Source organism: Myroides oncorhynchi, from assembly GCF_020905415.1.
Lineage (GTDB): Bacteria > Bacteroidota > Bacteroidia > Flavobacteriales > Flavobacteriaceae > Flavobacterium > Flavobacterium oncorhynchi_A.
The window spans coordinates 3,556,038-3,582,394 of sequence record NZ_JAJJMP010000001.1; the positions used below are offsets into that span (position 1 = coordinate 3,556,038).

The following is a 26,357-nucleotide window of genomic DNA, read 5'->3' on the forward strand; positions in this document are numbered from 1 at the left end:
ATTGTTGTGACACAGCCTTTTATATTTACACACTCTGAATATCTACAAACAGAGGACCTAATTCTTAACTCTTAATTAATTTAGCTAGTTTCTCTGTTAGTCGCTTGCGACTATAGTACTGTAACCCCATACCATACACCTTAAGTTGTTGTTTTTGATATAGTTCGAAGTATTCTAATAAGACATCACTCAACTTATCTTTCTCACTATACAGCACTACTTTACCTGTATTAGTCTCTTTGACAATATCAAAGAAGTCAGACTCCTCAGGGCCTATTCCCAAGATAGGACGTTCAGATGCCATATATTCAAACAATTTACCCGGTATAATGGCTTTAGTATCTTCAGAGTCTATCTCTATCAATAGCAACACTTGTGAAGCGCGCATTTGCCTCAAGGCTTCTACATTATCTACATAGCCTAAGTTCAGCACACAGTCCTCTAGCTTAAACTCTTTGACTGTATCCAATACTTGGCTACTCACCTTCCCTACTAACTTCAGTTGAAACGCCTCTTTAAACGCTTTGTTCTCTTTTCTTAGTTCCGATATTGCCTTCCACAGTATTCTAGGATTGCGTTCTGACAAGAAAGAACCTATATGCGCTAAGGTAAACTTCTCATCTAGTGGTATCTTCCCAAGACTTGTGATATCATAGCCATTAGTAATAACCGTTATAGGCTTGCTCGTTTTCTCTTGAAACTCTTTCTTCGTTGTTTTACTTGTAACGATGATTTGATCTGCTTTATTTAAAACCTCTTTCTCTAGTTCTAGATGTTTAGTTGTACTAGATTCATTTAGTTTTAATTCCTTGTGATAACCTATCGTAGTCCACGGATCTCTAAAGTCAGCTATCCATTGGACACTTAACTGCTCTTTAAGCGCCATTCCTATCAAATGCATACTGTGAGGCGGTCCTGTTGTAATAACTGTCTCTATATCCTTATTTTGCTTTAAATAGTCAGTCAAATAAGCAACAGACGGCTTGACCCAACTTACTCGTGCATCCGGAATATAGAAGTTCCCTCTTACCCAAAGCAATAGCTTCTCGGTAAAAGTCTGTTTCTTCTTATCTGGAATAATACCTGCACTTAATGTATCTGTATTCTTACCACTTACTAACTTTGCTTTGCGATAAGGCTCATTAATGGGTTGCGTTAACACTCTAATCGAAGGATCAACTTCGCTTGTGTTATTTGTATCTATTAGTGGATAACTAGGATTCTCAGGAACATAGACAATTGGCTCTATATCAAAACTTGGCAAATATTTGACAAACTTCAGCCAACGCTGTACTCCTGGTCCTCCTGCTGGTGGCCAATAATAACTTATGATTAAAACTTTTTTCTTAGACATACTCGTTCTGCATTTTGTTTTTTTATTCTGTTTTTTTGTGATGGCGTGATGTTGTTGTTTGAAAGTTTAATTATCTTATTAAGAGTAATATCCTCTTTCAAAAAAACAAAAAAACGAAATCACAAAAACACTTACTTCTTCTTCGCCACTAGATAAATACCTCCGGCTGTAATTAATAAAATTAGAATACTCGAAATTAACGCTATAGTTCCTCCTTTTGAGATAACTTCAGGCTCGAATGTAAATTCTACTGTATGTTTTCCTTTAGGAAGTTCGATAGCTCTTAGCACATAGTCTACTGCTACAATAGGCACTTCTACATTATCTACCTTCGCTATCCATCCGTGAGGATAGTATATCTCAGAGAACACTGCTAATCCATCATTCGTATTCGTAGCTTCATAAGTGATCTTATTAGGAGCATAGCTCTTAAGATTGATTGTTGCTAATGAATCTACTGCATAATTATCTTTAATTGCGATATCCTTAAACACAGTCGTATTAAGGACAGCTTGTTGTTTCGTCTTTAATCCCGTTAAAGCTTTCATCTCTCCATCTGCATTCTCTACTTTCTTCACGCTAGACACGAACCAAGCGTTTCCGTTAGCATTATCATTTAATAAAGGAATATCTCTTCCCTCTTCATCTTTTTGGATAATGTACTTTACATTCATCATGTTTAATACTTCCATATTAGAGTTTTGACTCAACTGGTAATCTGCTAATTCTTGCATTCTACGAGGCTTCGCTGCATGGTATCCTCCTAGTGAATTATGGAAGAAAGAGCTTCTCGCACTATTAAACCCACCGCTGAACTCATACACTCTAAAGTGCTCTGTATCATTTAGAATAACTTTATCAGCAGGTGTTGCTTGAAACGGAGTATTCATTTGTGATGCTAATACGAAGTGAGAATCATTCACATAGTTTCTATCTACTAATACTAGGTCCCCTACCATCAGCACACCTACGATAACTGCTGCTATCTGAGCACTGATCTTCCCTTTAGTAGAGAAATATAATGCTGCTGCTGCTAACGCGATAAGTACAAAACTTCTGATCAAATCAGCTGTGTACATATCCTTTCTATCTTGTATCAAAGCATTGATAAAGCCTGGCCCTATCTCTCCATAAGCTCCTCTGTAGTACTCATCATTTAATCCTATGAAACTCAATGTTCCTTTTACTAAGAATAACAAAATGATAATAGACCCTACTGCAATACCTGATTTCTTAAGTAATGCTAATTGTTCCTGTTTCTCTAATTTGCTATAACCATAAAGTCCCATAATCGCTAAAGCAGGTACGCACATCTCTAAGATTACTTGGATAGATGATACTGCTCTAAACTTATTATACATCGGGAAATAGTCAATAAAGAAGTCTGTCAGCACTGGGAAGTTCTTACCCCAAGATAACATCAGTGAGAACAATGCTCCTGCGATAAAGATATACTTGATATTTCTCTTCTCTGTAAATATCCCTAATACAAATAAGAAGAATACAACGGCTCCGATATAGGCAGGTGCTGCTACGATAGGCTGATCTCCCCAATATGTAGGAGAACTAGCTGCCATCTCTGCTGCCTGCTGATCATTCGCTCCTACAGATTTGAATAACTTATAGGTATTCGAATCAGTCCCTAACTTCTCGCCATTCGCTCCACCTGTAAGACGAGGTGCAATCAAGTTTAAACTTTCGAAGATTCCGTAGCTATATTCTGTGATGTAGTCATAACTCATCGCATTAGAAGATACTTTAGCAGAACCATCAGGCTGATAAGTTAATTCACTGTTGCTACGTGTACTAAACTTAGTGTATTCAGAAGTAGCCATAAGGTTAGTCGCATTCGCTCCTATACTCAATATCGCTGCACCTATAAGCACTGTTAAAGAGTACCCGATAGCTTTAAAGTCTTTTTGTTTGATATATATTACCATATAATAGATACCTACCAGAATCAACAGTAATAAAAGGTAATATGTCATTTGGAAGTGATTAGCTCCGATCTCTAATGCTACTGCAAAGAGTGTAAGCAATCCTCCTTTTATATAATGCTTTCTAAAGACTAATAATACTCCTGCTAATACCATCGGCATATAAGCGATAGCGTGTGCTTTAGCATTATGCCCTACTCCTAATATAATAATCAAGTAGGTAGAAAAACCAAAGGCTAATGCTCCAATAAAAGAACGCAATGGCTTCATCCCTAAAGAAGCTAGTAATACATAAAAACCAAGGAAGTAGATAAATAGATAATCTGCTGGTCTAGGTAAAAAACGAATAACACTATCAAGTGTTTTCACGTAATTATGAGGAAACTTAGCTCCTAACTGATAAGTTGGCATTCCCCCAAAGGCACTATTCGTCCAGTATGGTTCTTCTTTAACTACTTCTCTAAAGTCGATTTGCTCTTTAGCCATTCCGGTATATTGTACGATATCGGATTGGTAAATCACTTTATTTGACAATACTGGCGAAAAATATAATAGTGCTACTATTATGAATCCTAAAACCACTAACAGATTTGGATAAATCTTTTTAAATGTATTGGTTGTTTCTGATGACATTTATACTACTATTTAAGATGCTAAAGTAAGTAAATTTAAGGATGCTTTAAAGATATCAATGTAGTTTTCTTTAAAGTCAAAAAAAAGCCCTCAAGAGCAACTGCTCCTGAGGGCTTTAAATGGTTATCTAATATTACTTCTTGTCGATTTCCTCAAAGTCTACATACTCGCCTACTACTTTAGTAGAGCGCGGTACTCTACCACTCTGAGTAGATGTATCAGTATAAGTCTGAGACTCTTGATTACTTTGACTTCCGTTATATTGGTTATACTCTTGTTGTCTTTGTTGAAAATTCTGTTCTGCTTTCTTCGCTACCTTGTATATTAATACAGGGAACAAATAACGCATCGCTATTTTAAATGCGTAATATATCAGAACAATAATAATAAGTGCTTTAATAAATCCCATGATTTCCTTCTTTTTATCAAAAATAGTAATTATAACAACTAAATGACAATCGCAACTCTTAAATTATTGATAAATATAGATATTTGGTTAACGGTTAACTGTTCATAGTAATCGGTATTTTAATTCTCGTTTAGAAGATGAGTAGTCTTTCAAAAGGCTATTTCTCATTCTCCATTAAATACTTACTCCTTCCACTTCGTATATCCACCTTCTAACTCATACACTTCTTTAAAGCCATTCTGTAATAAAAGATTTCTAGCTTTCTCACTGCGTTTACCTGATTTGCAAAAGATATATAGCGGTTTATCCTTTGACAAGTCCTTAGTCTGCTCTAGAAAGTTCTCTCCTAAGAAGTCCATATTCTTTGCATACTCTATAGTCCCTTCTGAGAACTCCTTAGGTGTGCGTACATCTATAAGTTGTACTTCTGTTTTTTCTATAACTTGCTGAAAAGAAGAATTATTCAATAAGTGGTTTGATTTATCTTGACTATATCCTGTAAAAGAGACACTTAACATCACAATAAATAAAAGAATCAAAACGTTATGATTTTTCATATAAAAATAGTTATTAGTTTAACAAAAATGACAAATATCATAGTATGCGAATTGACGTCACTATATATTTGTTATCAAATATAGAACAAATATGTCATTTTCTCTTATACAAAAGTACAATGTACCAGGGCCAAGGTACACGAGCTACCCCACAGTTCCTTATTGGGAAGAGACCTCTTTTAGTAGAGATAAATGGGTTGATTCACTTAAAAAATCATTCCTAGAATCTAATCAAAAAGAAGGAATCAGCATTTACATACACTTGCCTTTTTGTGAGAGCTTGTGTACATTTTGTGGGTGCCATAAGAGGATAACTAAAAGACATGAGGTAGAAAGCCCTTACATTGATGCCCTTCTAAAGGAGTGGGATTTGTATTGTGCTTTATTCGATGAAAAGCCAATTATCAAAGAGATTCACTTAGGAGGTGGAACTCCTACATTCTTTTCACCGAAACACTTAACAAAACTTATAGAAGGTATAAAAGCGAAATCAGTCATCGCAGATGAATATGAATTCAGCTTCGAAGGACACCCTAATAACACAACAAAAGAACACTTATCTACTTTATATAACCTAGGTTTTAGAAGAGTAAGTTATGGTGTACAAGATTATAACCCTGAGGTTCAGAAAGCAATCCATAGAGAACAGAGTTTCCACAATGTAGCTAAAGTTACGCTATGGGCTAAAGAACTAGGATATACTTCTATCTCACATGATATCATCTACGGTCTGCCTTTTCAGAAGTTAGAGCATGTTATTGATACCATTGAGAAGACTAAATCACTCTCTCCTGATCGATTAGCATTTTATAGTTATGCACATGTGCCGTGGATCAAAGGAAATGGGCAACGTGGTTTTAATGATGAGGATGTCCCTAAAGACGATGTGAAACGTCAATTATATGAGAAAGGAAAAGAACTACTTCTAAAAAATGATTACATAGAAATAGGTATGGATCACTTCTCATTAAAAAGTGATTCGCTTTATAAGTCAATGAATACAGGTCATATCCATAGAAACTTTATGGGATACACTTCTTCAAAGACACAGGTAATGATAGGTTTAGGAGTATCTTCTATTAGTGATAGCTGGTATGCCTTCGCTCAGAATGAAAAAGACATCGATACTTATTACGCTCTTTTAGAACAAGGAACTATTCCTGTAACTAAAGGACATATTTTGAATGAGGAAGATTTGATTATTAGAAAACATATCTTAAATTTAATGTGTTCTTTATCTACTGATCTGGAAGCAGACTTAGATAAAATAGACTTCAACCCTGTTCTAGCTGAATTAAAAGAATTAGAGCTAGATGAGTTGATCCAAATTAAGGATTATAATATTAAGATAACTAAGAAAGGTCGTGCATTTGTTAGAAATGTGTGTATGGCTCTAGACATGAGACTACACAAGAACAAACCACAGAGACAATTGTTCTCAATGACTATCTAATAAAAGAAGAATAATGAATAAAAACGTAGAGAAAGCAGTAACCTTTATTGTGTTACTAGGACTGGTAGCTGGAATATACAACTTAGACATGGAACACTTATGGTCTATACCCCATAATTGGATGTCCTATATTGGATTCTTAATATTTATAGCCTACTTAGCCTATTCTCTTAAGAAAGCTGCTAGACAACAGGATAAAGAAGGTCTCTAAATCACACGAATTGTCATTTGTTTATTGTCTACTCTCAGGTAGACAGTAGTATAAAAAAAAGTCCTTAATCTCAGTTAAGGACTTTTGTTTTTATGTAAACCTTACTAACGAGTGATAAAAATATTTATCACGCAAATCGCCATTCGTTTATTGTCTACTCTCAGATAGACAGTAGTATAAAAAAGTCCTCAATCTCAGTTAAGGACTTTTATTTTCACCTTAAAGACTATATTATAGTCTTGCTATTCGCTTTTATTAGCAATAATAACTTCTATTATCTCTGGATTGATTAAAGTAGATACATCTCCGAATTCTTTAGTTTCTCCATTAGAAATAGAGCGAAGTATACGTCTCATAATCTTCCCTGATCTCGTTTTAGGTAAACTATCTACGAACTGAATCTTATCTAGCTTAGCTATCGGACCGATATGACTAGAGATCATATTATTAATCTCTTTCTTCAAGTTCTCTCTATCACGGTATTCACCCTCCATCTTAAGAGTGATAAACCCATGTAGTGCATTCCCTTTTATATCGTGCTTAAACCCTACTACAGCACTCTCTGCTACTGCTGGGTGCTCATTGATAGCATCTTCGATAGGTGCAGTCCCTAAGTTATGCCCTGATACGATAACCACATCATCAGCACGACCTGTGATTCTGTAATACCCTACTTCATCTCTTAAAGCCCCATCTCCAGTGAAGTACTTCCCTGGGAATTGACTAAAGTATGTCTCTTTATAGCGTTCGTGATCACCCCAAATAGTACGCGCCATAGAAGGCCAAGGAAACTTAATACACAATGCTCCATCTACTTGATTATCTTCTATCTCATTGCGCTTATCATCCATCAAGACAGCTTGTATCCCTGGTAATGGCAATGTCGCATAAGTAGGTTTAGTAGGCGTAATAAAAGGAAGTGGAGAAACAAGGATACTTCCTGTCTCCGTCTGCCACCATGTATCTACGATAGGACATCTTTTCTTTCCTACGTGGTCATTATACCAGTGCCATGCTTCCTCATTAATAGGCTCCCCTACTGATCCAATCACTCTAAGGCTAGACAAGTCATGCGAATTCACATAGCTATAATCTTCTGTCATTAATGAACGGATAGCCGTAGGAGCTGTATAGAACTGTGTTACTTTATATTTATCGATGATATCCCAGAATCTACTAGGTGTAGGATATGACGGAACTCCTTCGAACATTACTGTCGTTGCTCCATTTAACAGTGGTCCGTAGATAATATATGAGTGTCCTGTAATCCATCCACAGTCAGCAGTACACCAGAAGATATCTTCTTCTTTATAATCAAATATATTCTTAAACGAATAAGCAGTCTGTACCATATAACCAGCTGTCGTATGCACCATCCCTTTAGGTGATCCAGTAGACCCTGAAGTATAAAGGATAAATAAAGGATCCTCTGCATCCATTACTTGAGCTACATTATTAGTAGATGCTTCTTCTAATAAAGGAGCTAACCATAAGTCACGTCCTTCTTTAAAAGCTACTTCTCCTCCTGTTCTCTTCACTACTAATACTCTTTCTACACCTGGACAAGACTCTAATGCCTCATCTATAATAGGCTTTAAAGGTATTGTCTTACTTCCTCTGTAACTCCCATCAGAAGTAACCACATACTTACACTCTGCATCATTTATACGCTTAGACACAGCTGATGAAGAAAACCCGGCGAAGATAACGCTGTGTATCGCTCCTAATCTAGCACATGCTAACATCGCTATCGATAGTTCTGGAATCATTGGTAGATAAATACATACTCTATCTCCTTTCTTTACTCCTTGTTCTTTAAGAACATTAGCCATCTTACACACTCTATTATATAAGTCATTATAGGTAATAGTCTCTGAGGCTTCTTCTGGATTATTAGGTTCAAATATAATGGCTGCTTTTTCTCCCCTTTTTGCAAGGTGGCGATCAATACAGTTCTTTACGATATTCAACTTTGCATTGACAAACCATTGAAATTTGGACTCTTCCATATCAAACTCAAATACCTTGTCCCATACTTGGTACCAAACAAAATTCTCTTCAGCTATTTTACCCCAGAACTTACGAGGTTCTCTAACGGACTTTTTATAGTGTTTAAAGTACTGTTCTAGATTTTCTATTTTATAATAACTCATATTTTAGTTGTGATTTTTTTATGTAATATTTATTTAAGCTCTTAAATATATGATTTTAGTAATAAATAGCAAAAAGTCATACAATATTTTTATTCCTAAAAATATTGTATGACTTTATATTGATTATAATTTCACTAAAAATAAGCGACTTCTTTCTTTGCGGATTCGAACTCAGCCATGACATTTTTTACGATATCTGCTACTGGCTCTATCTTGTGAATTAGTCCTGCTATCTGACCTACTTCTAATTCTCCTTCTACTAGATCTCCCTCGAACATTCCTTTTTTAGCACGAGCTCTACCTAGGTATTCTTTTAATTCTTCTACGCTAGGGCATTTTGCATATAATTCTTGCAGTCCTGCGTAAAACTCATTCTTAATAAGACGCACAGGTGCAAGTTCTTTCAAACTTAATGCTGTATCTCCTTCTTGAACATCTAATAGTAGATTCTTAAAATTAGCATGTGCAGAACTTTCTTCTGATGCGATAAATCGAGTACCCATTTGCACTCCATCAGCTCCCAATACCATAGCCGCTAGCATCCCTTTACCTGTAGCGATACCTCCTGCTGCTATTAATGGAATACTAATCTTCTCACGCACCATAGGAATTAAAGTAAGTGTTGTAGTCTCTTCTCTTCCATTGTGTCCTCCTGCTTCAAATCCTTCAGCTACAATAGCATCCACTCCTGCCTCTTGTGCCTTTAGTGCGAACTTAGAAGAACTCACTACATGTACTACCGTTATACCGTGCTCCTTTAAGAAAGAAGTCCATGTCTTAGGATTACCAGCAGAAGTAAAGACTATCTTCACGCCTTCTTCTACGATAATATGCATGATCTCCTCTATATTAGGATATAACATCGGTACATTAACACCGAATGGCTTGTCTGTTGCCTTCTTACACTTCTGGATATGCTCTCTTAGTACTTCTGGATACATAGAACCTGCACCTATAAGTCCTAAACCACCTGCATTACTTACTGCACTAGCCAACTTATAACCACTGTTCCATATCATTCCACCCTGTACGACAGGATACTGGATATTAAAAAGATCTACTAACTTATTTTTCATTGTATTTTGGTTGTTTATAGTTTCGAAATAACACCCGAACCGATTAGTTCGTCTTCGATATGCCAAGATACAAATTGTCCTTCTGTGATTCCTGATTGTGGTTCTTCAAAACGCACAAACATTCCCTCTTTCATTTTGTGTAATGTTGCTTTTTGCAACGGTTGGCGATATCTTATACGTGCTAATATAGACATTGTTTCGCCTTCTTGCAATGCCAAGTCTTCGCGAATCCAGTGAATTTCATCTTCACGCACAAATAATGCCTTGTGAAACAACCCAGGGTGATCACTTCCTTGTCCTGTATAGATGATATTTTCATTTACATCCGTACTGATAATAAACAATGGCTCTGCAGTTCCTCCTACGTTTAATCCTTTACGTTGACCAATAGTAAAGAAGTGCGCTCCGAAGTGCTCCCCTACTTTCTTACCCATCTCAGGTGTATACACGATAGATGTAGCCTCTGCTTTTAAAGCTTCTTCTAATGTAGAGAATACCTCTTCTTCTTTCTTGTAAATAGGAGAATTCTTAGGTATCTCATAGATTAACCCATCTTTACGACTCAACTTTTGTTGTAAGAACTCTGGCAATCTAACTTTTCCAATAAAACACAATCCTTGAGAATCTTTCTTATCAGCTGTGATTAAGTTCATCTTCGCCGCTATCTCACGCACCTCTGGCTTAAGCAATTCTCCTACTGGGAATAACGCCTTCGCTAACTGCTCTTGAGATAACTGACATAAGAAATAAGACTGATCCTTATTAGGGTCCTCACCAGCTAATAGTTTATACACAGTCTCTTGTGTACCATCTGCTTTAGTGATAACCTCTTCATCTTTGCGACAGTAATGTCCTGTAGCTACATAATCTGCTCCTAAGCTCAATGCTATCTTCATAAATACATCAAACTTGATCTCGCGATTACACAGCACATCAGGATTAGGGGTACGACCATTCTCATACTCCTTAAACATATAGTCTACAATCTTCTCTTTATATTGTTCACTTAAGTCTACTGTCTGGAATGGTATCCCAAGCTTCTCAGCGACCATTAAAGCATCGTTGCTATCCTCTAACCATGGACATTCATTAGAAATCGTCACAGTATCATCGTGCCAATTTTTCATGAATAATCCAATAACTTCATATCCTTGTTCTTTCAGTAAATAAGCTGCGACACTTGAGTCTACACCTCCCGAAAGACCTACTACTACTCTTTTCTTCATGATAAAAAAATATTGCTACAAATTTACAAGAAATGCATCAATACAAAAAGCTTTTGAATTTATCTTATCTTTTAATTATGATATGTCCATAGAGAATATCTATCATTAACGCATACAAGAGTTTAAACGCTATCTGTAGATTTAAGGTCTTACAAATAAAAGGTGGATTATTTTTTATTCAGTGATATTGGTATTATATTTATATCAAGATAGTTACAGTTATTTATTAACCATTTAGAAGTAGTATTCCATAGAATCAGCAACACGTTTAATAAAGTCAATGCTTACAACTATACATACTAATGGTTCAAATAACATCAACATATAATAGTAAATTTCATCATCATGCAAAACAAAACTTTAGCTAAATCACTTATCTTGGGTTTCTCACTATTAGTGAGTTTTTCTTTATTGGGATTCTTTATTTTCAAAGGACTAAAGACATTTAGTGATAAAGATCGTGTAGTAACCGTAAAGGGATTAGCCGAAATGAATATAATGGCAACCTCTGCTACTATTGTAATAGATTTTGCAAATTCTGGAGATGATTTACAGCAAATAATGAAGCAAACAGAACAAAAGAAAGAGGCGATTATTGCTTATTTAACTAGTACTGGATTTTCAAAAACGGACATCAAAATTGCTAATATAGGGGTCAATGATCAAGAAAAGTACCACGAACTTCGTTGGGAAGATGGGCGACAAGTATCAGTAAAAATAGACAGATATACTATTACACAGCAACTAACTATTGAAACAAAAGACATAAAAGACACAGGAAACAAAATTGCTCAAATCAATCTAGATTTAATTAGCAAAGACCTGACTTCGAATATACAACCTATATATTCTTTTCCTGAACTAAACTCTATTAAACCACAATTGATAGCAGAGAGTACAAAGAATGCTCGTATTGCTGGTGAGCAGTTCGCTAACGATTCGCAAGCTAAATTAGGTAAGATTAAGACAGCCTCACAAGGGCAAATCACTATTGTAGGTAAGTATTATTTTGATGAAGAAGAAACAAATAATACACTTAATGAACCTTATATGCAAAAAGCTAGAGTAGTCAGTACTATTGTATTCTTTTTAGAATAATAGACACATCAGAATACTTATTATTAGAAAGTAAAAACATCATCTATACCTGAATGGAATATAGATGATGTTTTTTATTTAATATTATACCCTTTAGGGTATAAAAACAAGCAATCACTAAATACTATACCTCTTCGGGTATAATAAGCAGTGACAAAATACCACTAACTACCATAGCTTCTTCCCTAATAACTCTGACTGAGTCTTTGCCTTATTAATTCCTTCTTTTAACTTCTGCATCACCTCCGTTTCATTAAAGTAATTAATCGCTTGCTCCGTAGTACCTCCTTTAGAAGATACTTTAGCGATCCACTCATGTGTCGATAGTGAGTTAGACTCATATAACCCAAGAGCACCTGAGATAGTTTGCTTTACTAATAGCTCTGCTTGTGATGGTTCAAAGCCGTACGCTATAGCTGACTGAATCATCGACTCCATAAAGTAGAATACATACGCAGGTCCACTACCTGATATAGCAGTAGCTGCATCTATCTTCCCTTCCTCAGATACATAGACAGACTTACCTGTGGTATTAATCAAGTTCTGAATAATAAACAACTCCTTTCTATCCAACTCCTCTGATGCTGTAAATACAGTCATCCCCCTACCTATTTGCGTCGGGAGATTAGGCATAGATCGGACGATTTTCTCTACTCCGAGGTCGTGTTTCAATCTATCGATAGAGATACCCGCCATCACTGACACGATGATTTGCTCTCCCTTGACATACTTCTTTAGATCATCTACTAGCATAGTGAAGTCCTGGGGTTTTACAGCGATGATGACGATATCACATGTCCCTATATCACTGTCTAATTTATAGCGATAAGATAACTTATGTACATTGCGACTATCTTCAAACGACTTCTGTGAACGTGTATAAATCAAAACGTCATTTGGATTAATAAACCTAGAGTTAATAAATCCGTTGGCAAAAGTACTGCCCATATTCCCCATTCCCACTATTGCGATTCTCATAAACAAAAACACCTCTGGATTAGACCAGAGGTGTTAAATATATAGAAAATAAACTTATTTATTTCTTCTTTTTGTTTTCGTTTTGCAATTTCTGTTGCTCTTGAGCTTGAGCCATCATCTCTTGCATTTTACGTTGGAATCTACCTTTTGGACGTTCTTTCGTTTTGTTCTCATCGATGATTGCTTTAATTTTCTCATCTTTCACAATATGGTTTTTAATTACATACATAATACCAATTGTAATAGAGTTAGAAACAAAGTAGTACAAACTCAATCCTGATGCATAGTTATTAAAGAAGAATAACATCATAATCGGAGAGATATAAATCATCACTTTCATAATCTTGCTCATATCTGGCATACCTTCTTGAGCTGGAGCAGACATTTGTTGATCTCCTGTAGTCATCTTCATATAGAAGAAGATAGCAATAGAAGCCAATAATGGGAATAAACTCACGTGATCTCCATAGAAAGGAATTCTGAATGGCAATTTCAATATTTGGTCATAAGATGACAAGTCATCTGCCCATAAGAATGATTTTTGTCTCAAGTCAAACGCTGACGGGAAGAACTGGAACAACGAGTAGAAAATAGGAATCTGTAATAATGCTGGTATACATCCTGCCATAGGATTAACCCCTGCTTTATTATAAAGACTCATCGTCTCTTGTTGTTTCTTCATTGGGTCATTCTTATACTTCTCATTTAACTCGTTCACTTCTGGACGAATTGCTTTCATCTTAGCTTGAGAAACATACGATTTATATGTCAATGGAGAAATCACTAATCTCACTAATACAGTTAATGCAATAATAGCAATACCATAAGGTAAGAATGAACTCAATAATCCGAATACTGGAATAAATAAGAAACGGTTAACCCATCCGAATAATCCCCATCCTAAAGGAACTGTTTTATCTAATCCTTTGTCATAAGACTTTAACAACTTATAATCTGATGGTCCGAAGAACCATTGCATATCATAGTTTAATTCACCATTCGTATATGCTAATGGCATTTTAGCTGAGAACTGTTTAGTAAATACAGTGTCTTTTGCCTCATCCTGAACTAAGTTCTCTGATTTTAAACTAGCTGTAGCAAATCCTTTATCTGATAATAAGATAGAACTAAAGAAATGTTGTTTAAATGCGATATAGTTAGCATCCTTGATATCTTTAGTATCTTCTTTGCTACTAGCGCTTAAGTTATTGTCTTTTCCATCTTCATACTCATAGTAAAGACGAGTATATTGGTTCTCGTACGAGATACTTTTCTCATTTGTAAATGCTTTAAGTTTCCAGTCTAATGATGGAACCTCAGAAGTATTCACTACTTTACTTAACCCTTGAGTACGAATAGAAAAGTCTAACATATAATCATTAGGCTTTAATACGTATCTATACTCTAAAAACTCAGTAGCTGATACTTTTAAACGCATAGATAATACTTGATTCTCCCCTTCTTTAGATAATTCTGGTTCGAAGTATAAATCTCTTGTATTAAATTTCTTGTTGTCTTTCGTATATAACTCTAAGTTAAACTCTGAGTTGTTATTTTTAATAAGCTCTACTAACTGTTTAGAATCTTTAGTAAAACGAGTATTATCATTCACAACAACATTAGATAAACCACCACCTTTATTCTCAACAACTAAAGTAAGTAACTCACTTTTAAGTTCAGTTTGCCCTCCTTTTGCTGATGGTAAAGTTGCACTGTAAGCGAATGGACCTAAAGCAGCTTGTAAAGCAGGATTAACTACTGAATCAGTTTGTGTCTCTACTTGAGCACTTATAGCAGTCGAAATCTTCTCAGCCTCTGCTTCTTTAACAACCTCTGTCTTTGCCATCTCTTTATCACTAGCGATAGACTCCTTTTCTTTGTTGATATTATTCAACATCATCCAAATTAGCAATCCGGCAATAATAACAAAGCCGACAATACTGTTACGATCTAATTTTTTTCCTTCCATTACTTAATTTGTAGTTTATCAAATTTTTCGTTGTAATAACATAGTGTTAATTACGATAAGAACTATTTTGTTCTATTGTCAATTGCTGCTTTAACAAGGCTTACAAAAAGTGGGTGTGGTTTTGCCACTGTACTTTTATATTCTGGGTGAAACTGTACTCCTACGAAGAATGGGTGAGATTCTAACTCTACCACCTCTACTAGTCCAGTATCAGGATTCCATCCAGAAGCTATTAATCCAGCTTTTTCGAAATCTTCTAAATATTGATTATTAAATTCATATCTATGGCGGTGACGCTCATTGATAAGGCTTTCTCCATAAATTTCGAAAGCTTTAGAACCTTCTTTTAATTTACAGTCCCATCCACCTAGACGCATAGTACCTCCTTTATCTGTAATATTCTTTTGGTCTTCCATAAAAGTAATTACAGGATACTGAGTACTCTCATTCACCTCTGTAGTATTTGCAGTAGCGTATCCTAGTACATTTCTAGCATACTCTATCACTGCCATTTGCATTCCTAAACAGATACCTAAGAAAGGAATATTATTCTCTCTTACATATTTTACTGTTTCTATCTTTCCTTCTATTCCACGTGATCCAAAACCTGGCGCTACTAATACAGCATCTAAGTTCTTTAATTTCTCCGCTACATTAGCAGCATTGATATTATCTGACTGAATAGAAACGATATTTACTTTAATTTGATTCTCAGCTCCACCGTGTACTAACGCCTCTAAAATAGACTTATAAGAATCTTGAAGTTCTACATACTTACCTACTAAACCTACATTCACTACGTGTAATGGGTTTTTAAGCTTGTGAATAAACTCATTCCATTTTACTAAATCTGGCGTAGTTCTCTCTGGTAAATCTAATTTCTTAAGTGCTACTTTATCTAATCCCTCCGCCAACATTAAGTTAGGAACATCATAGATAGTATCTGCATCGATAGATTGGATAACCGAATCAGGTTTCACGTTACAGAACTGTGCTAGTTTCTGACGAATCTCTGTACTTAAGTTATGCTCTGTACGACATACTAGGATATCAGCTTTAATACCGCTCTCCATTAATGTCTTCACAGAGTGTTGTGTTGGCTTAGTTTTAAGCTCACCTGCTGCTGCTAAATAAGGAACTAAAGTCAAGTGTACAACTATAGCGTTATTATCACCTAATTCCCATAATAACTGACGTACAGACTCGATGTAAGGTAATGATTCAATATCCCCCACTGTACCACCTATCTCAGTAATAACGATATCATAATCACCTGACTTACCTAAAAGCTGCATACGCTCCTTGATCTCATTCGTGATATGAGGTACTACCTGTACTGTCTTTCCTAAAAATTCTCCTCTTCTCTCTTTCTCTATTACAGAAAGGTAAACACGTCCTGTCGTTACATTATTCGCCTGAGAAGTTGGTACATTTAAGAAACGCTCATAGTGACCTAAGTCAAGATCTGTCTCTGCCCCATCATTAGTCACGAAACATTCTCCGTGCTCATAAGGATTAAGCGTACCTGGATCTACATTAATATATGGGTCGAACTTCTGGATCGTTGCCGAATATCCACGTGCCTGCAATAGCTTTGCCAATGAGGCAGCTATAATTCCTTTACCTAATGAAGATGTAACTCCTCCTGTTACGAAAATATACTTAGTTTGTTTCATTTAGTGTGTGTATTAGTTGTGTAGTTAACAATAAAACTTGGCAAAAATACAACTTTCCACTCTATTCTTCTAATTTTAGATTGCCTAAAAAAGCAACACACATCAACTTATACTTTATTAACTATTTAGGTGACTCCCTATTTCTATTTCCATTATAAAACTGCTAAAAATGGAGAACCTCTCCTCCCACCCCTATATACTTTTGTATATTAAATAATTATCTTTTATAACACCGCCTTGTATTGACCATCTTAACTACGTAATTAGCTAGAATAACAGCTTTAATCAATCTATTATACTAAGGTAACTTTAACATTTTTACCGTTTGTTATCACTTAATATCTAAAATACACCTACTAACCTTCCATTATTTAGTAAATACCTTTCCCATCTTGCGGTTCTTGTCCAATTATAGCCTGTCTATCACTTATTGTGGGATAATAACTCACTATAAACTATCTTTGCTTATATAAAGTTAATTAAATGAATTTAGAACAAATCATAGATAACATCTACCCCCTCTCTAAACCTGCTAAGGATAAGCTAATCGCTATTTTTACGGAAATTACTTTCCCTAAGAATTACTTGCTTTCTGAGTATGAGAAACACGAGAACTACTTCTACTTTATTAAGAGCGGTCTAGTGCGTGCCTATGCACTACAAGAAGATAGAGAGTTAACCTTCTGGTTTGGTACAGATGGAGATCCCGCATTATCTATGTATAACTATATTCTAAATAGACCGAGCTACGAGACTATCGATCTAATCGAAGACAGCGCCCTATACTTCACTAAGAATAGTCAACTAGAAAAACTATATACTTCTGATATCGAGATAGCGAACTGGGGTAGAAAGTTTGCGGAGATAGAATTACTTAAAACAGAAGAACGCTCTATCACTAGGCAAATCAAGTCTGCTAAAGAACGCTATAATGACTTATTAGAGAATGAACCACACTTGCTCAACAGAGTACCTCTTAAATACATAGCGTCATTCCTGGGAATCACACAAGTAAGCTTAAGTAGAATACGCAGTGAATTCTCCAAAAAATAACATCTAAATATTTAGATTTCATTTAATTAATTTAAACCCACCATCAGTATTAGCCAAATACTGCAAAGCAATTCTACTTCGTAGTTCTTTCATTAGTTCTAAAACCATACTATAGTATACCTTAATCACTAATTTAGACTTACCTTGTATAATTACTTTTCGTTTATATGTCTATCGCTGATTCTGGATTAAAACATCTCACTAGGATGTAGTATAATTATTAAGTTTTTATTGATCTTTTTGTAAAAGAATTATTACAAAATTCACTCTTCTTTCTAGATCATTTTAAAAAAATCACCATAACATACATCACTAGGATAAAATAGGCATTTCTATGCTATTTCGGTTTGAGTGAGTCCATAGTGACTCCATTAAAACAGCCTTTTTAATGGAGTCACTATGCAGTCACAATGCTGTCACTATACTTTCACACATAGCCACAAACTCTAAACAAGATATTAAGGAGAATAATAGACAAAGTCCGCATGAGATAGAATTGCTGATTTTCAATAGAATAAAAATCATTTTATAACTGCAATCTACAAATTTAAACTGAGAATTTATAAAATTATATCAACCAAGATAAGCAAACTATACTTGCTAAATAGAGTACCTTTTAACCAAAAAATAGCTTTTTTAATCAATCTAATAATATTCGAAACCTTGTGTTTTTCATAGAATATTATTTGGTACACTACATTTCAATCTATATTAAATTCTGATTATTACACTTTATTTAGCTTAAAATAATATTTAAGATGTAAAGTTTCGCTTATTTTATTATCTTTAATTTAAATTAATCATCGATTAATTAGATATTACATACTGCGTTTAATACTTTTGCAACAAATAGTAACAATGGAAAATCAGAATAAGAATCAAGAAGTAGTACGAGGACTTAAAGCAAGACACCTATCTATGATCGCCATCGGAGGGTGTATAGGAACAGGGTTATTTATGGCAAGTGGAGAAGCCATACATCAGGCTGGTCCTGGTGGAGCACTTCTAGCTTATGCGATGATTGGTCTAATGGTATACTTCTTAATGACCTCTTTAGGTGAGATGGCAACATACCTACCTGTATCAGGATCATTCAGTACTTATGCTGCTCGATTTGTTGACCCATCTTTAGGGTTTGCCTTAGGGTGGAACTATTGGTTTAACTGGGTTATTACTGTAGCAGTAGACGTCTCTATCGCAGCAGTAGTTATCTCATATTGGGAACCGCTAGGATTCTTACCACCGTGGGGATGGAGTTTACTATTCTTTATTATCATATTTGGGCTAAATTGTCTATCAGTAAAAGCTTATGGAGAGTCAGAATACTGGTTCGCTATTATAAAAGTAGTAACTGTAGTCTTATTCTTAGGAATCGGACTTCTAACTATATTCGGAATATTAGGTGGTGAATACATCGGATTTAAGAACTTCACACTAGGAGATGCCCCTATATTAGGTGGTGGTTTCTCAGGTAAGTTCCTAAGTGTACTGGGGGTATTTCTAATCGCAGGTTTCTCGTTTCAAGGAACTGAACTAATCGGTATCACTGCAGGTGAATCAGAAAACCCTGAGAAAAACATTCCTAAAGCAATCAAACAAGTATTTTGGAGAATCTTAGTATTCTATATATTAGCAATCTTCGTGATTGGGTTAATCATTCCATATACAAGTCCTTCCCTATTAGGAGCAGACATTTCTGAAATTGCAAAATCACCTTTTACCTTAGTATTTGAGAAAGCGCACTTAGCTTTCGCTGCAGCTGTGATGAATGCAGTAATCCTTACCTCTATCCTATCAGCGGGTAACTCAGGATTATATGCTTCTACTCGTATGCTATATGCAATGGGAAAAGACGGAATGGCACATAAAGCATTCGGAGGAACGAATAAAAATGGGGTGCCTTTAATCGCATTAGCCGCTACAGGAGCAGTGGTATTACTAATATTCGCAGTACAGTCTACACACCCTAATGCTGTTGACTTTATCCTAGCAGCCTCTGGGCTAACAGGGTTCATTGCTTGGTTAGGTATTGCGATTAGTCACTATAGATTTAGAAGAGCATTCCACGCTCAAAACAAGAATTTAGATGCGTTAATATACAAAGCTAAGTGGTTCCCATTTGGACCATTATTTGCCTTATTCCTTTGTGTGCTAGTTATCATCGGACAAGATTCTAAACTTATTATGGAAGGAGTATTTGACTGGAGAGGAATGCTAATCACCTATATGGGAATACCTTTCTTCTTAGCTTTTTACTTATACCATAAGCTTAAATTTAAAACAAAGCTAATCCCGCTTAAAGATGTGGATTTAAAAAGATAATACCTTTTATAGGTAACAGGAAACAGGAAACGAAAAAAGCGTGAGTTTAGACTCACGCTTTTTGTATTATAAGAGTTAAAATACTAATTTTTAATCTTTATACTTATTATCCCAAAGCTTGTAGCAAAAGATCCATTGATAAAATCTTTTCCAGGAATTTTTTTGTATTCAAAACTCTCTATCTTATCTACAGATATACCTTTAAAATAAGAAGATTTCTTCAATTCTATATTATTTTCAGAGCCTACTAATATAACAGCAAATTCTCCTTTTTCCAATAACGGTAACGCCCCTTGGTTAAAGAACTTTGTTGAACTCAAATAAACACTTTCAATATACTCCTGTAAATCAATTGCATTCTCTTTATTTAACATTGTTGCATCTTCAACATCTAATTTTAGAGACACTGTTAACTTTTTAGTACTTTCTTGTGCATAGATATTACTTGCTAAACACAAAATCAAAAACACCCCAATTTTTCTCATACTTTTTAATTTATACTAATAATTTAAATCAACTAATTACCTTTGTACTTACTTCCAGAGTATACTACTAGATGGTTGCACATCTGTTTATACATCGGTGTTTCTAGACCTAAGAGGACACCTTGTCTTACCATATACCCACCCATAATGCCTAATTCATTGTGTTCTTTAAGAGCTGTAAAGTCACTGTGCATCGAAGTAGTTGATTCATATGGAATCGCTTTTAATCGCTCTGTAATAACACTTACGATATCAGCTGATAATGCTACACCTTTCTTCTTTCCTATAGCCGAAGCCTCTACTAATAACTGCTTCATTTCTTCTGGATGATGTTCCATTACACCTCCGAAAGTACTGTTATAGTAAGCAGTTGCCATTGCAGAGGCAGATACTAAGATATACTTCTCCCATACCTCTCTTGAGATTTCGGAAGTAGCCTCTGCATTTACATTAGCCTCCTTTAAGACAGTCTCAAAGTCGCTCATTTCCTGTGTCACCTCCCTATCTCGTCCAAAAAGAATACGTTGTCTTCCACTAGGGTTATCAATCACTCCAGCCTCTTTTAAACGAGAAACCATATACGTACAGCCTTGCCATACTCTAGCTTCTCCAAATACAGCTACAAGTTGCTCATACGCCTCTACTCCATTAAGCAGAGGGATAATCACTGTATGTTCTCCCACACATCCCTTCATATCAGCTATGGTCTGAGATAAGTCATATCCTTTAGTGGCGATGATGATATAATCTGTATGCTTAATATCACTCCAACTAGAAGTAGCTAAAGCAGGATGTCCTACTACTTCACTGTCTTTTGACAGTACCGTTAATCCCTTTTCTTTAACAGCATCAAGGTGCTTACCTCTCGCTACAAAACATACTTCTATATCCTGACTATCTTGATATTTATTTGCTAGTAATCCTCCATAAAATCCTCCTACTCCACCAAGCCCTACTATTGTTATTCTCTTTTTATTTTTCATTGTTTTTTTATTATTTTTCTGTGATGTTGTGATGTTGGCCCTTTATTAACTTGTAAAAGATGATTATCTTGAACAAAAGACGACATCACTATTCCATTTTGAAAGGTAATTTAATTAAATGAGAAGACAAAAGAACTAAATAACAAAAGCCGCTCCCCCAAGGCAACGGCTTTTATTGTTATTTTGTAAAGTCGTGATGTTGTGGTATTGTTCTTTGATTAAATTCACTTTTAAAAAGATAGTTCTCTTGAACGAAAAAACAAAATCACAAAAAAACTTATTTCACTACCACGTCTAATACGATCTTCAATAAGAACAGTATAGATAATACATATACTGTAGGTGTGATATCTTTGTGCTCTTTTGCTCCTATTTTAAGGACTGTGTAGCTCAAGATACCGAATACGATTCCCTCTGCTATACTGTACGTAAACGGCATAAAGACAATAGTCAAGAATGCTGGTAGTCCGTCAGACAGCTTGTCAAAGTTGATTCTAGTAACTGATGATATCATAAATAACCCAACCACAATCAATGCTGGCGCCGTAGCCGCTGCTGGTATAATTAAAAAGACAGGCCCTAAGAATAGCGCTAAACCAAACATCAAGGCTACACTTACAGCTGTTAATCCTGTGCGTCCACCTGAGGCTACTCCCGATGCACTCTCTACATAAGATGTCACAGAGCTAGTTCCTAAAATAGATCCTACAGTAGTCCCCATTGCATCTGTAAATAATGCTTTTTTCATTTGTGGGAAGTTGCCATCTTTATCAGCCAAGTTTGTTTTAGAAATAACACCAATCAAAGTACCTACTGTATCAAATAAGTTGACAAACAAGAAAGTAAATACTACGACTATCATATCTATAGAGAGGATTTGATTCCATCCCTCTACTGTAAACATCGGCTTAATTGCTTCTCCAAAGATAGGTTCTATTGATGGTGGTAAAGCTACAATGCTCGTCGGCAAGGCTACATCTCCTAAGATTAGTCCAAATATCGTAGCGCTCAGAATACCAAATAGAATAGCTCCATTCACATTGCGAATTAACAAGATTCCTGTTACTACAAGTCCTATTAAAGTCATCCATACGGTATGCTGACCAAAATCTCCTAACCTGACTAAGGTATTAGGATCCGATACTACTACTCCCGCACTCTTCAGCCCGATAAGGGTAATGAATAGCCCTATCCCTGCAGGTATTGCTTCTTTAAGCACTTTAGGGATACTTCTGACAATCAACTCACGTACATTAAAGAACGTTAATAGCAAGAAGATGATTCCCTCTATAAATACTGCAGTCAATGCGAACTGCCACGTATATCCTAAAGTCAATACTACAGAATAGGCAAAAAAACTATTTAACCCCATTCCTGGAGCTTGTGCGATAGGTAACTTGGCATAAAAGCCCATTAGTAAAGTCGCTACGATCGTAGCTAAAGCAGTTGTAGTAAATAACGCTTCTCTATCCATACCTGCATCCGCAAGTATATTAGGATTCACTACCAAGATATAAGACATAGTAAGAAACGTAATGATACCCGCTATAAACTCACGTTTAATAGTAGTACCATTGCTACCCAACTGGAAGTAGCGTTCAAGAAAATTCTTCATTGTGTTGTTGCTTTAAAGCACGCAAAAATAAGAAGTTTTTAGTTAAGTATATCGTTGTAAGTGAGAAATAAGAGCTTGAGTTTTATTGACTGTTACATCCCCTCTATATATTTGTATTAAAATCGCGTTCTATAGGATTCTGATGATTACCTTTCTTTCTATTTAAATATGTTTGTCCAGCTCCTCCTATTGTAATTCCTGTTCCTTCTAAATCACTTAAAAAAGTCTTATTAGCGTCTATGCTCATCGCCTTCTTTGTTTTCTCCTTAGAAGATTCTGTATAGGCGTCCACCTCATTTACATCCCAGATAACATTTACTTTTCGACTATTTAAGAATTCAAAAGAATATTGCTCCTCTGTGTCCCACGCTTTGACAACAAACCCTGGTAAGTTATTAAATTTGTATGGACCTACTTGCCCCTGTATATCTTGAGTAAACCACACCGTCCACTCCCTGCCTCCATAAGTAGTAGTTGCTTCTTGTACTGTGTAATTATTCCATTTTAATTTATCAGCTTTAATATCCCACTTAATTTCGGCTCTATCCTCCTTATAAAAGTTCATTAATCTCCCTATTTTATTATAGAATCTATTAATATTCTTATCTGTTATCACAAACCAACTAAACACAGGCCTATATGAGATTACCTTCTGCATAATCTCTTCTTTAGAAGTATTATCAGCTTTCGTTAATTGCCATCTAGTCTTTTCGTAAGAAGCATAATCCATAAACCTAGATTGATCTTCTTTTACATCTACTATAGCTGTTCCTTCTCTAACTACATTTTCTGATTTATCTACTAGCACCTTGCTTTCATAGTAATACCTCATTACCTCTACTTCTTCTACCTCTTGGGCGTAAGTAAGGTTGGCAATAATCAAAACAAAGAATATGTAATATTTTTTCATCTAAAGTAATTTAAGTTCAATCAAGAGTGAATAACAAATTTATCTATATAAAGCAAATCTACCTCTTATACTTCACTTCTCCTAAAGGTATAGGCATTGGGTTTTTAAGTACCCATTTGGATGCTAGTTCACACAAGTAATTAAGTTCCCTTGTTTCACCATTTCCATACTTGCGTATTCCTGCCACCATCGGTGTTACACTTGCTAAGTCGCGTTCACTAAGAGATACTTCTGTCGAAAGATAGGCTAAATAAGCATCTAGCATCTTCTTAAAGTTCGCATCCCAATTACCACCGCCATTCCTATATATCTCATCTCTCACCTTACCTGTGATACGGACAACTTCTCCTTGTACCGTCTTAGCACTCCCTTTAGACGGAACTAATAGCTCCCATAGTTCCTCATACTGCTCTTCCCAAACAGTTCCATTCACTTCTATTTTAGAAACTCCATCATGCATAATACGTCTTTTTACAGGCGTAACACTGTACAAGTTATACAAAGCACGTAATGCTATATCGGTCTCTTCTAAATAATCTGGATTAAAGTTTTCTCTATGAAACTCAAAATTTTCTCCTATACGCGTAACATCATCACGCATACTTAAGGTTATTTCTTTCGTATAAGGTAGTAATATCTTAGATACTTCTACTAACGCAGCCAAATCAACATTATTCGCTCTACGAAGTGCATAAGTCAAAGGTGTCTCTTTATAGGAGTTTAGCACATTTACTATTGCTCCTTTTTTTATTAAACTCTTCACCACTTTTGCATTAAATCCATTACCTGCGGCAAAATGCAAAGGTGAAGATCCGTAGGTATCTATACCATTAACATCAGCACCTAATTCTAAAAAGACATCTACTTGTTTTGTTCTTCTTAATCCTGCATGTATATGAAGAGCAGAACGTCCATACGTATCTACAGCTTCTATATCCGCTCCATTCTCCACTAACCATTTGACTAGCTCATTGGATATCCCATAAAAGCTAAGGGCCGTGGTCTTACCATAACCGCCTCTTGCGTCTATCTCACATATATCAAATACTGCCTTAAGTGCGGCGATATCGTTGCTATCTACTAACTCTTGGAAGTTCTTCGGTAGGGTTTTCTTTTTCTTTGCCATTTACAACTTTAATATTTCTTTTTTCAACTCGAATATACAAAGAATAATGCAATATAATTTACTCGATAAATAATATTTACCAAACTTAATTACTTATAACTAATTTTAATTCAAAGATCAACGCCTTTAACCCAGAATCAGCATTAGCCAAATACTACAAAGTAATTCTACTTCACACAAAAAAAGCAGCATCCGTTACAGATGCTGCTAGATATAAAAAAAATTTAAAACAAAATCTATTGAACTCTAATAGTGATCGGAAGTGTAAATTGAGAGCGAACAGGTTTATCATTATTCATCGCTGGCTTCCACTTAGACATCGTTTTTAATACACGAATAGCCTCTTTACTCACTCCATATCCAGGATCTCTCATCACTTTAATATCTGTCAGACTACCATCTTTCTCAACGATGAATGACATAATTACTTTTATTTCTCTTGTACCTGCATCCATATCAGGTGTTCTAAATTTAGAGACAAATTCGCTATTGAATTTCCCTATCGAACCATAAGGTTCTGCCTTATGAGATACACCAATATACACTTTAGTATCATTAACATCTGTACCTCCTGATACTTCAGGTTTAAATACATCTTCTGGTTTACTTGTTGTATTCTCTCCTGTAGGTATTTCTCCTAATTCATCTCCAATAATAGTCTCTGAACCTGGATTAGCATTAGCTAACTCCTCTACTGTCGCTACAGTCTCTGTAATATTCGCCGCATGATCAGCCTCAAGAGGAGTAAATCTAACTTCATCTACACTTGTTAATACAGTCTCTACTTTAGTTTCTGGTATCTCAACCTCTGGTTCATCTTTAGGAATAAATACTTCATCATCTAGAAGTGTAGGCTCTATAGGAATATCTATAACCACTACTCCTGGATCATTACTCGCAAATAGATTAGAGACAACCGATGGAACTACAAATACGGCACAGAACAAGAGTATTCCTGCCACTAATGAAATAATGGTGGTATATGAACTGTTTTGACGCAACTTATAAGCTCCATACGCTTTATTGCGATTCTCAAATACAATATCCAACCAGTCTTTTTTAAACAAATCGTTCTTTGCCATAATTTTATCATTTAAAAGTTAAACATTGGCTGTTGGATCTTCATCTACCAA

Annotated in this window: 21 protein-coding genes; 5 read left to right on the forward strand and 16 right to left on the reverse strand. The window is 35.5% G+C overall.

All coding sequences use genetic code 11. The features are described 5' to 3' along the window. Positions 1 to 64: 64 nt before the first annotated feature. The 4 genes from LNQ81_RS15400 to LNQ81_RS15415 form a co-directional block, all read right to left on the reverse strand. On the reverse strand, positions 65 to 1,354 hold the full coding sequence (locus LNQ81_RS15400) for a glycosyltransferase family 4 protein (RefSeq protein WP_229948251.1): 1,290 nt from the start codon (positions 1,352 to 1,354) through the stop codon (positions 65 to 67). A 131-nt stretch (positions 1,355 to 1,485) separates the two neighbouring features. Continuing rightward, positions 1,486 to 3,924, reverse strand: a complete 2,439-nt coding sequence (locus LNQ81_RS15405) for a YfhO family protein (RefSeq protein ID WP_229948252.1) — start codon at positions 3,922 to 3,924, stop codon at positions 1,486 to 1,488. A gap of 133 nt (positions 3,925 to 4,057) precedes the next feature. Next, positions 4,058 to 4,333, reverse strand: coding sequence for a DUF4834 family protein (locus LNQ81_RS15410; protein ID WP_229948253.1), 276 nt, complete (start codon positions 4,331 to 4,333; stop codon positions 4,058 to 4,060). 182 nt (positions 4,334 to 4,515) lie between these two features. Beyond that, entirely contained in the window at positions 4,516 to 4,890 is a 375-nt protein-coding gene (locus LNQ81_RS15415) for a rhodanese-like domain-containing protein (protein ID WP_229948255.1), read from the reverse strand. Between the two features lie 91 nt (positions 4,891 to 4,981). Between LNQ81_RS15415 and hemN the strand changes: the two genes are divergently transcribed. Beyond that, positions 4,982 to 6,343: an oxygen-independent coproporphyrinogen III oxidase gene (hemN, locus tag LNQ81_RS15420; RefSeq protein ID WP_229948257.1), complete on the forward strand. Its 1,362-nt coding sequence runs from the start codon at positions 4,982 to 4,984 to the stop codon at positions 6,341 to 6,343. A gap of 13 nt (positions 6,344 to 6,356) precedes the next feature. Further along, positions 6,357 to 6,554 carry a hypothetical protein gene (locus LNQ81_RS15425; RefSeq protein ID WP_229948258.1) on the forward strand — a complete coding sequence of 66 codons (198 nt, stop codon included), beginning with the start codon at positions 6,357 to 6,359 and terminating at the stop codon, positions 6,552 to 6,554. A gap of 242 nt (positions 6,555 to 6,796) precedes the next feature. On the opposite strand, the gene acs is transcribed toward LNQ81_RS15425, so the two are convergent. From acs to mnmA, 3 genes are all read right to left on the reverse strand, one after another. Continuing rightward, positions 6,797 to 8,707, reverse strand: a complete 1,911-nt coding sequence (acs, locus tag LNQ81_RS15430) for an acetate--CoA ligase (RefSeq protein WP_229948260.1) — start codon at positions 8,705 to 8,707, stop codon at positions 6,797 to 6,799. 134 nt (positions 8,708 to 8,841) lie between these two features. Continuing rightward, on the reverse strand, positions 8,842 to 9,783 hold the full coding sequence (locus LNQ81_RS15435) for an NAD(P)H-dependent flavin oxidoreductase (protein ID WP_229948261.1): 942 nt from the start codon (positions 9,781 to 9,783) through the stop codon (positions 8,842 to 8,844). Between the two features lie 14 nt (positions 9,784 to 9,797). Then, positions 9,798 to 11,009 (reverse strand): tRNA 2-thiouridine(34) synthase MnmA, encoded by a 1,212-nt coding sequence (mnmA, locus tag LNQ81_RS15440; protein WP_229948263.1) that lies wholly within the window; start codon positions 11,007 to 11,009, stop codon positions 9,798 to 9,800. A gap of 345 nt (positions 11,010 to 11,354) precedes the next feature. Here mnmA and LNQ81_RS15445 point away from each other — a divergent pair, with 345 nt between their 5' ends. Next, positions 11,355 to 12,107, forward strand: coding sequence for an SIMPL domain-containing protein (locus tag LNQ81_RS15445; RefSeq protein WP_229948265.1), 753 nt, complete (start codon positions 11,355 to 11,357; stop codon positions 12,105 to 12,107). Between the two features lie 168 nt (positions 12,108 to 12,275). On the opposite strand, the gene proC is transcribed toward LNQ81_RS15445, so the two are convergent. The 3 genes from proC to LNQ81_RS15460 all read right to left on the reverse strand — a co-directional run bounded on the left by proC (position 12,276) and on the right by LNQ81_RS15460 (position 16,730). After that, a complete protein-coding gene (gene proC / locus LNQ81_RS15450) occupies positions 12,276 to 13,085 on the reverse strand; it encodes a pyrroline-5-carboxylate reductase (protein WP_229948266.1) in 810 nt (269 codons plus the stop codon). A gap of 58 nt (positions 13,086 to 13,143) precedes the next feature. Further along, positions 13,144 to 15,054, reverse strand: a complete 1,911-nt coding sequence (yidC, locus tag LNQ81_RS15455) for a membrane protein insertase YidC (RefSeq protein WP_229948268.1) — start codon at positions 15,052 to 15,054, stop codon at positions 13,144 to 13,146. Between the two features lie 62 nt (positions 15,055 to 15,116). After that, a complete protein-coding gene (locus tag LNQ81_RS15460; RefSeq protein ID WP_229948269.1) occupies positions 15,117 to 16,730 on the reverse strand; it encodes a CTP synthase in 1,614 nt (537 codons plus the stop codon). Between the two features lie 483 nt (positions 16,731 to 17,213). Here LNQ81_RS15460 and LNQ81_RS15465 point away from each other — a divergent pair, with 483 nt between their 5' ends. Both LNQ81_RS15465 and LNQ81_RS15470 read left to right on the forward strand, forming a co-directional pair. Further along, positions 17,214 to 17,783 (forward strand): Crp/Fnr family transcriptional regulator, encoded by a 570-nt coding sequence (locus LNQ81_RS15465; protein WP_121965745.1) that lies wholly within the window; start codon positions 17,214 to 17,216, stop codon positions 17,781 to 17,783. An 858-nt stretch (positions 17,784 to 18,641) separates the two neighbouring features. Beyond that, entirely contained in the window at positions 18,642 to 20,105 is a 1,464-nt protein-coding gene (locus tag LNQ81_RS15470) for an amino acid permease (protein ID WP_229948271.1), read from the forward strand. Positions 20,106 to 20,188: 83 nt separating this feature from the next. Here the strand turns inward: LNQ81_RS15470 and LNQ81_RS15475 are convergent, their stop codons facing one another. From LNQ81_RS15475 to LNQ81_RS15500, 6 genes are all read right to left on the reverse strand, one after another. Further along, positions 20,189 to 20,590 carry a hypothetical protein gene (locus LNQ81_RS15475; protein ID WP_229948273.1) on the reverse strand — a complete coding sequence of 134 codons (402 nt, stop codon included), beginning with the start codon at positions 20,588 to 20,590 and terminating at the stop codon, positions 20,189 to 20,191. Between the two features lie 32 nt (positions 20,591 to 20,622). After that, the gene (locus LNQ81_RS15480; protein ID WP_229948275.1) at positions 20,623 to 21,573 is read right to left on the reverse strand and encodes a ketopantoate reductase family protein; all 951 of its coding nucleotides are present in this window, start codon (positions 21,571 to 21,573) and stop codon (positions 20,623 to 20,625) included. A gap of 277 nt (positions 21,574 to 21,850) precedes the next feature. Continuing rightward, positions 21,851 to 23,188, reverse strand: coding sequence for an NCS2 family permease (locus LNQ81_RS15485; protein WP_229948277.1), 1,338 nt, complete (start codon positions 23,186 to 23,188; stop codon positions 21,851 to 21,853). Between the two features lie 103 nt (positions 23,189 to 23,291). After that, on the reverse strand, positions 23,292 to 24,098 hold the full coding sequence (locus tag LNQ81_RS15490; protein ID WP_229948279.1) for a GLPGLI family protein: 807 nt from the start codon (positions 24,096 to 24,098) through the stop codon (positions 23,292 to 23,294). A 58-nt stretch (positions 24,099 to 24,156) separates the two neighbouring features. Then, the gene (locus tag LNQ81_RS15495) at positions 24,157 to 25,224 is read right to left on the reverse strand and encodes an ankyrin repeat domain-containing protein (RefSeq protein ID WP_229948281.1); all 1,068 of its coding nucleotides are present in this window, start codon (positions 25,222 to 25,224) and stop codon (positions 24,157 to 24,159) included. Positions 25,225 to 25,460: 236 nt separating this feature from the next. Beyond that, entirely contained in the window at positions 25,461 to 26,306 is an 846-nt protein-coding gene (locus tag LNQ81_RS15500; protein WP_229948283.1) for an energy transducer TonB, read from the reverse strand. Positions 26,307 to 26,357 lie beyond the last annotated feature (51 nt).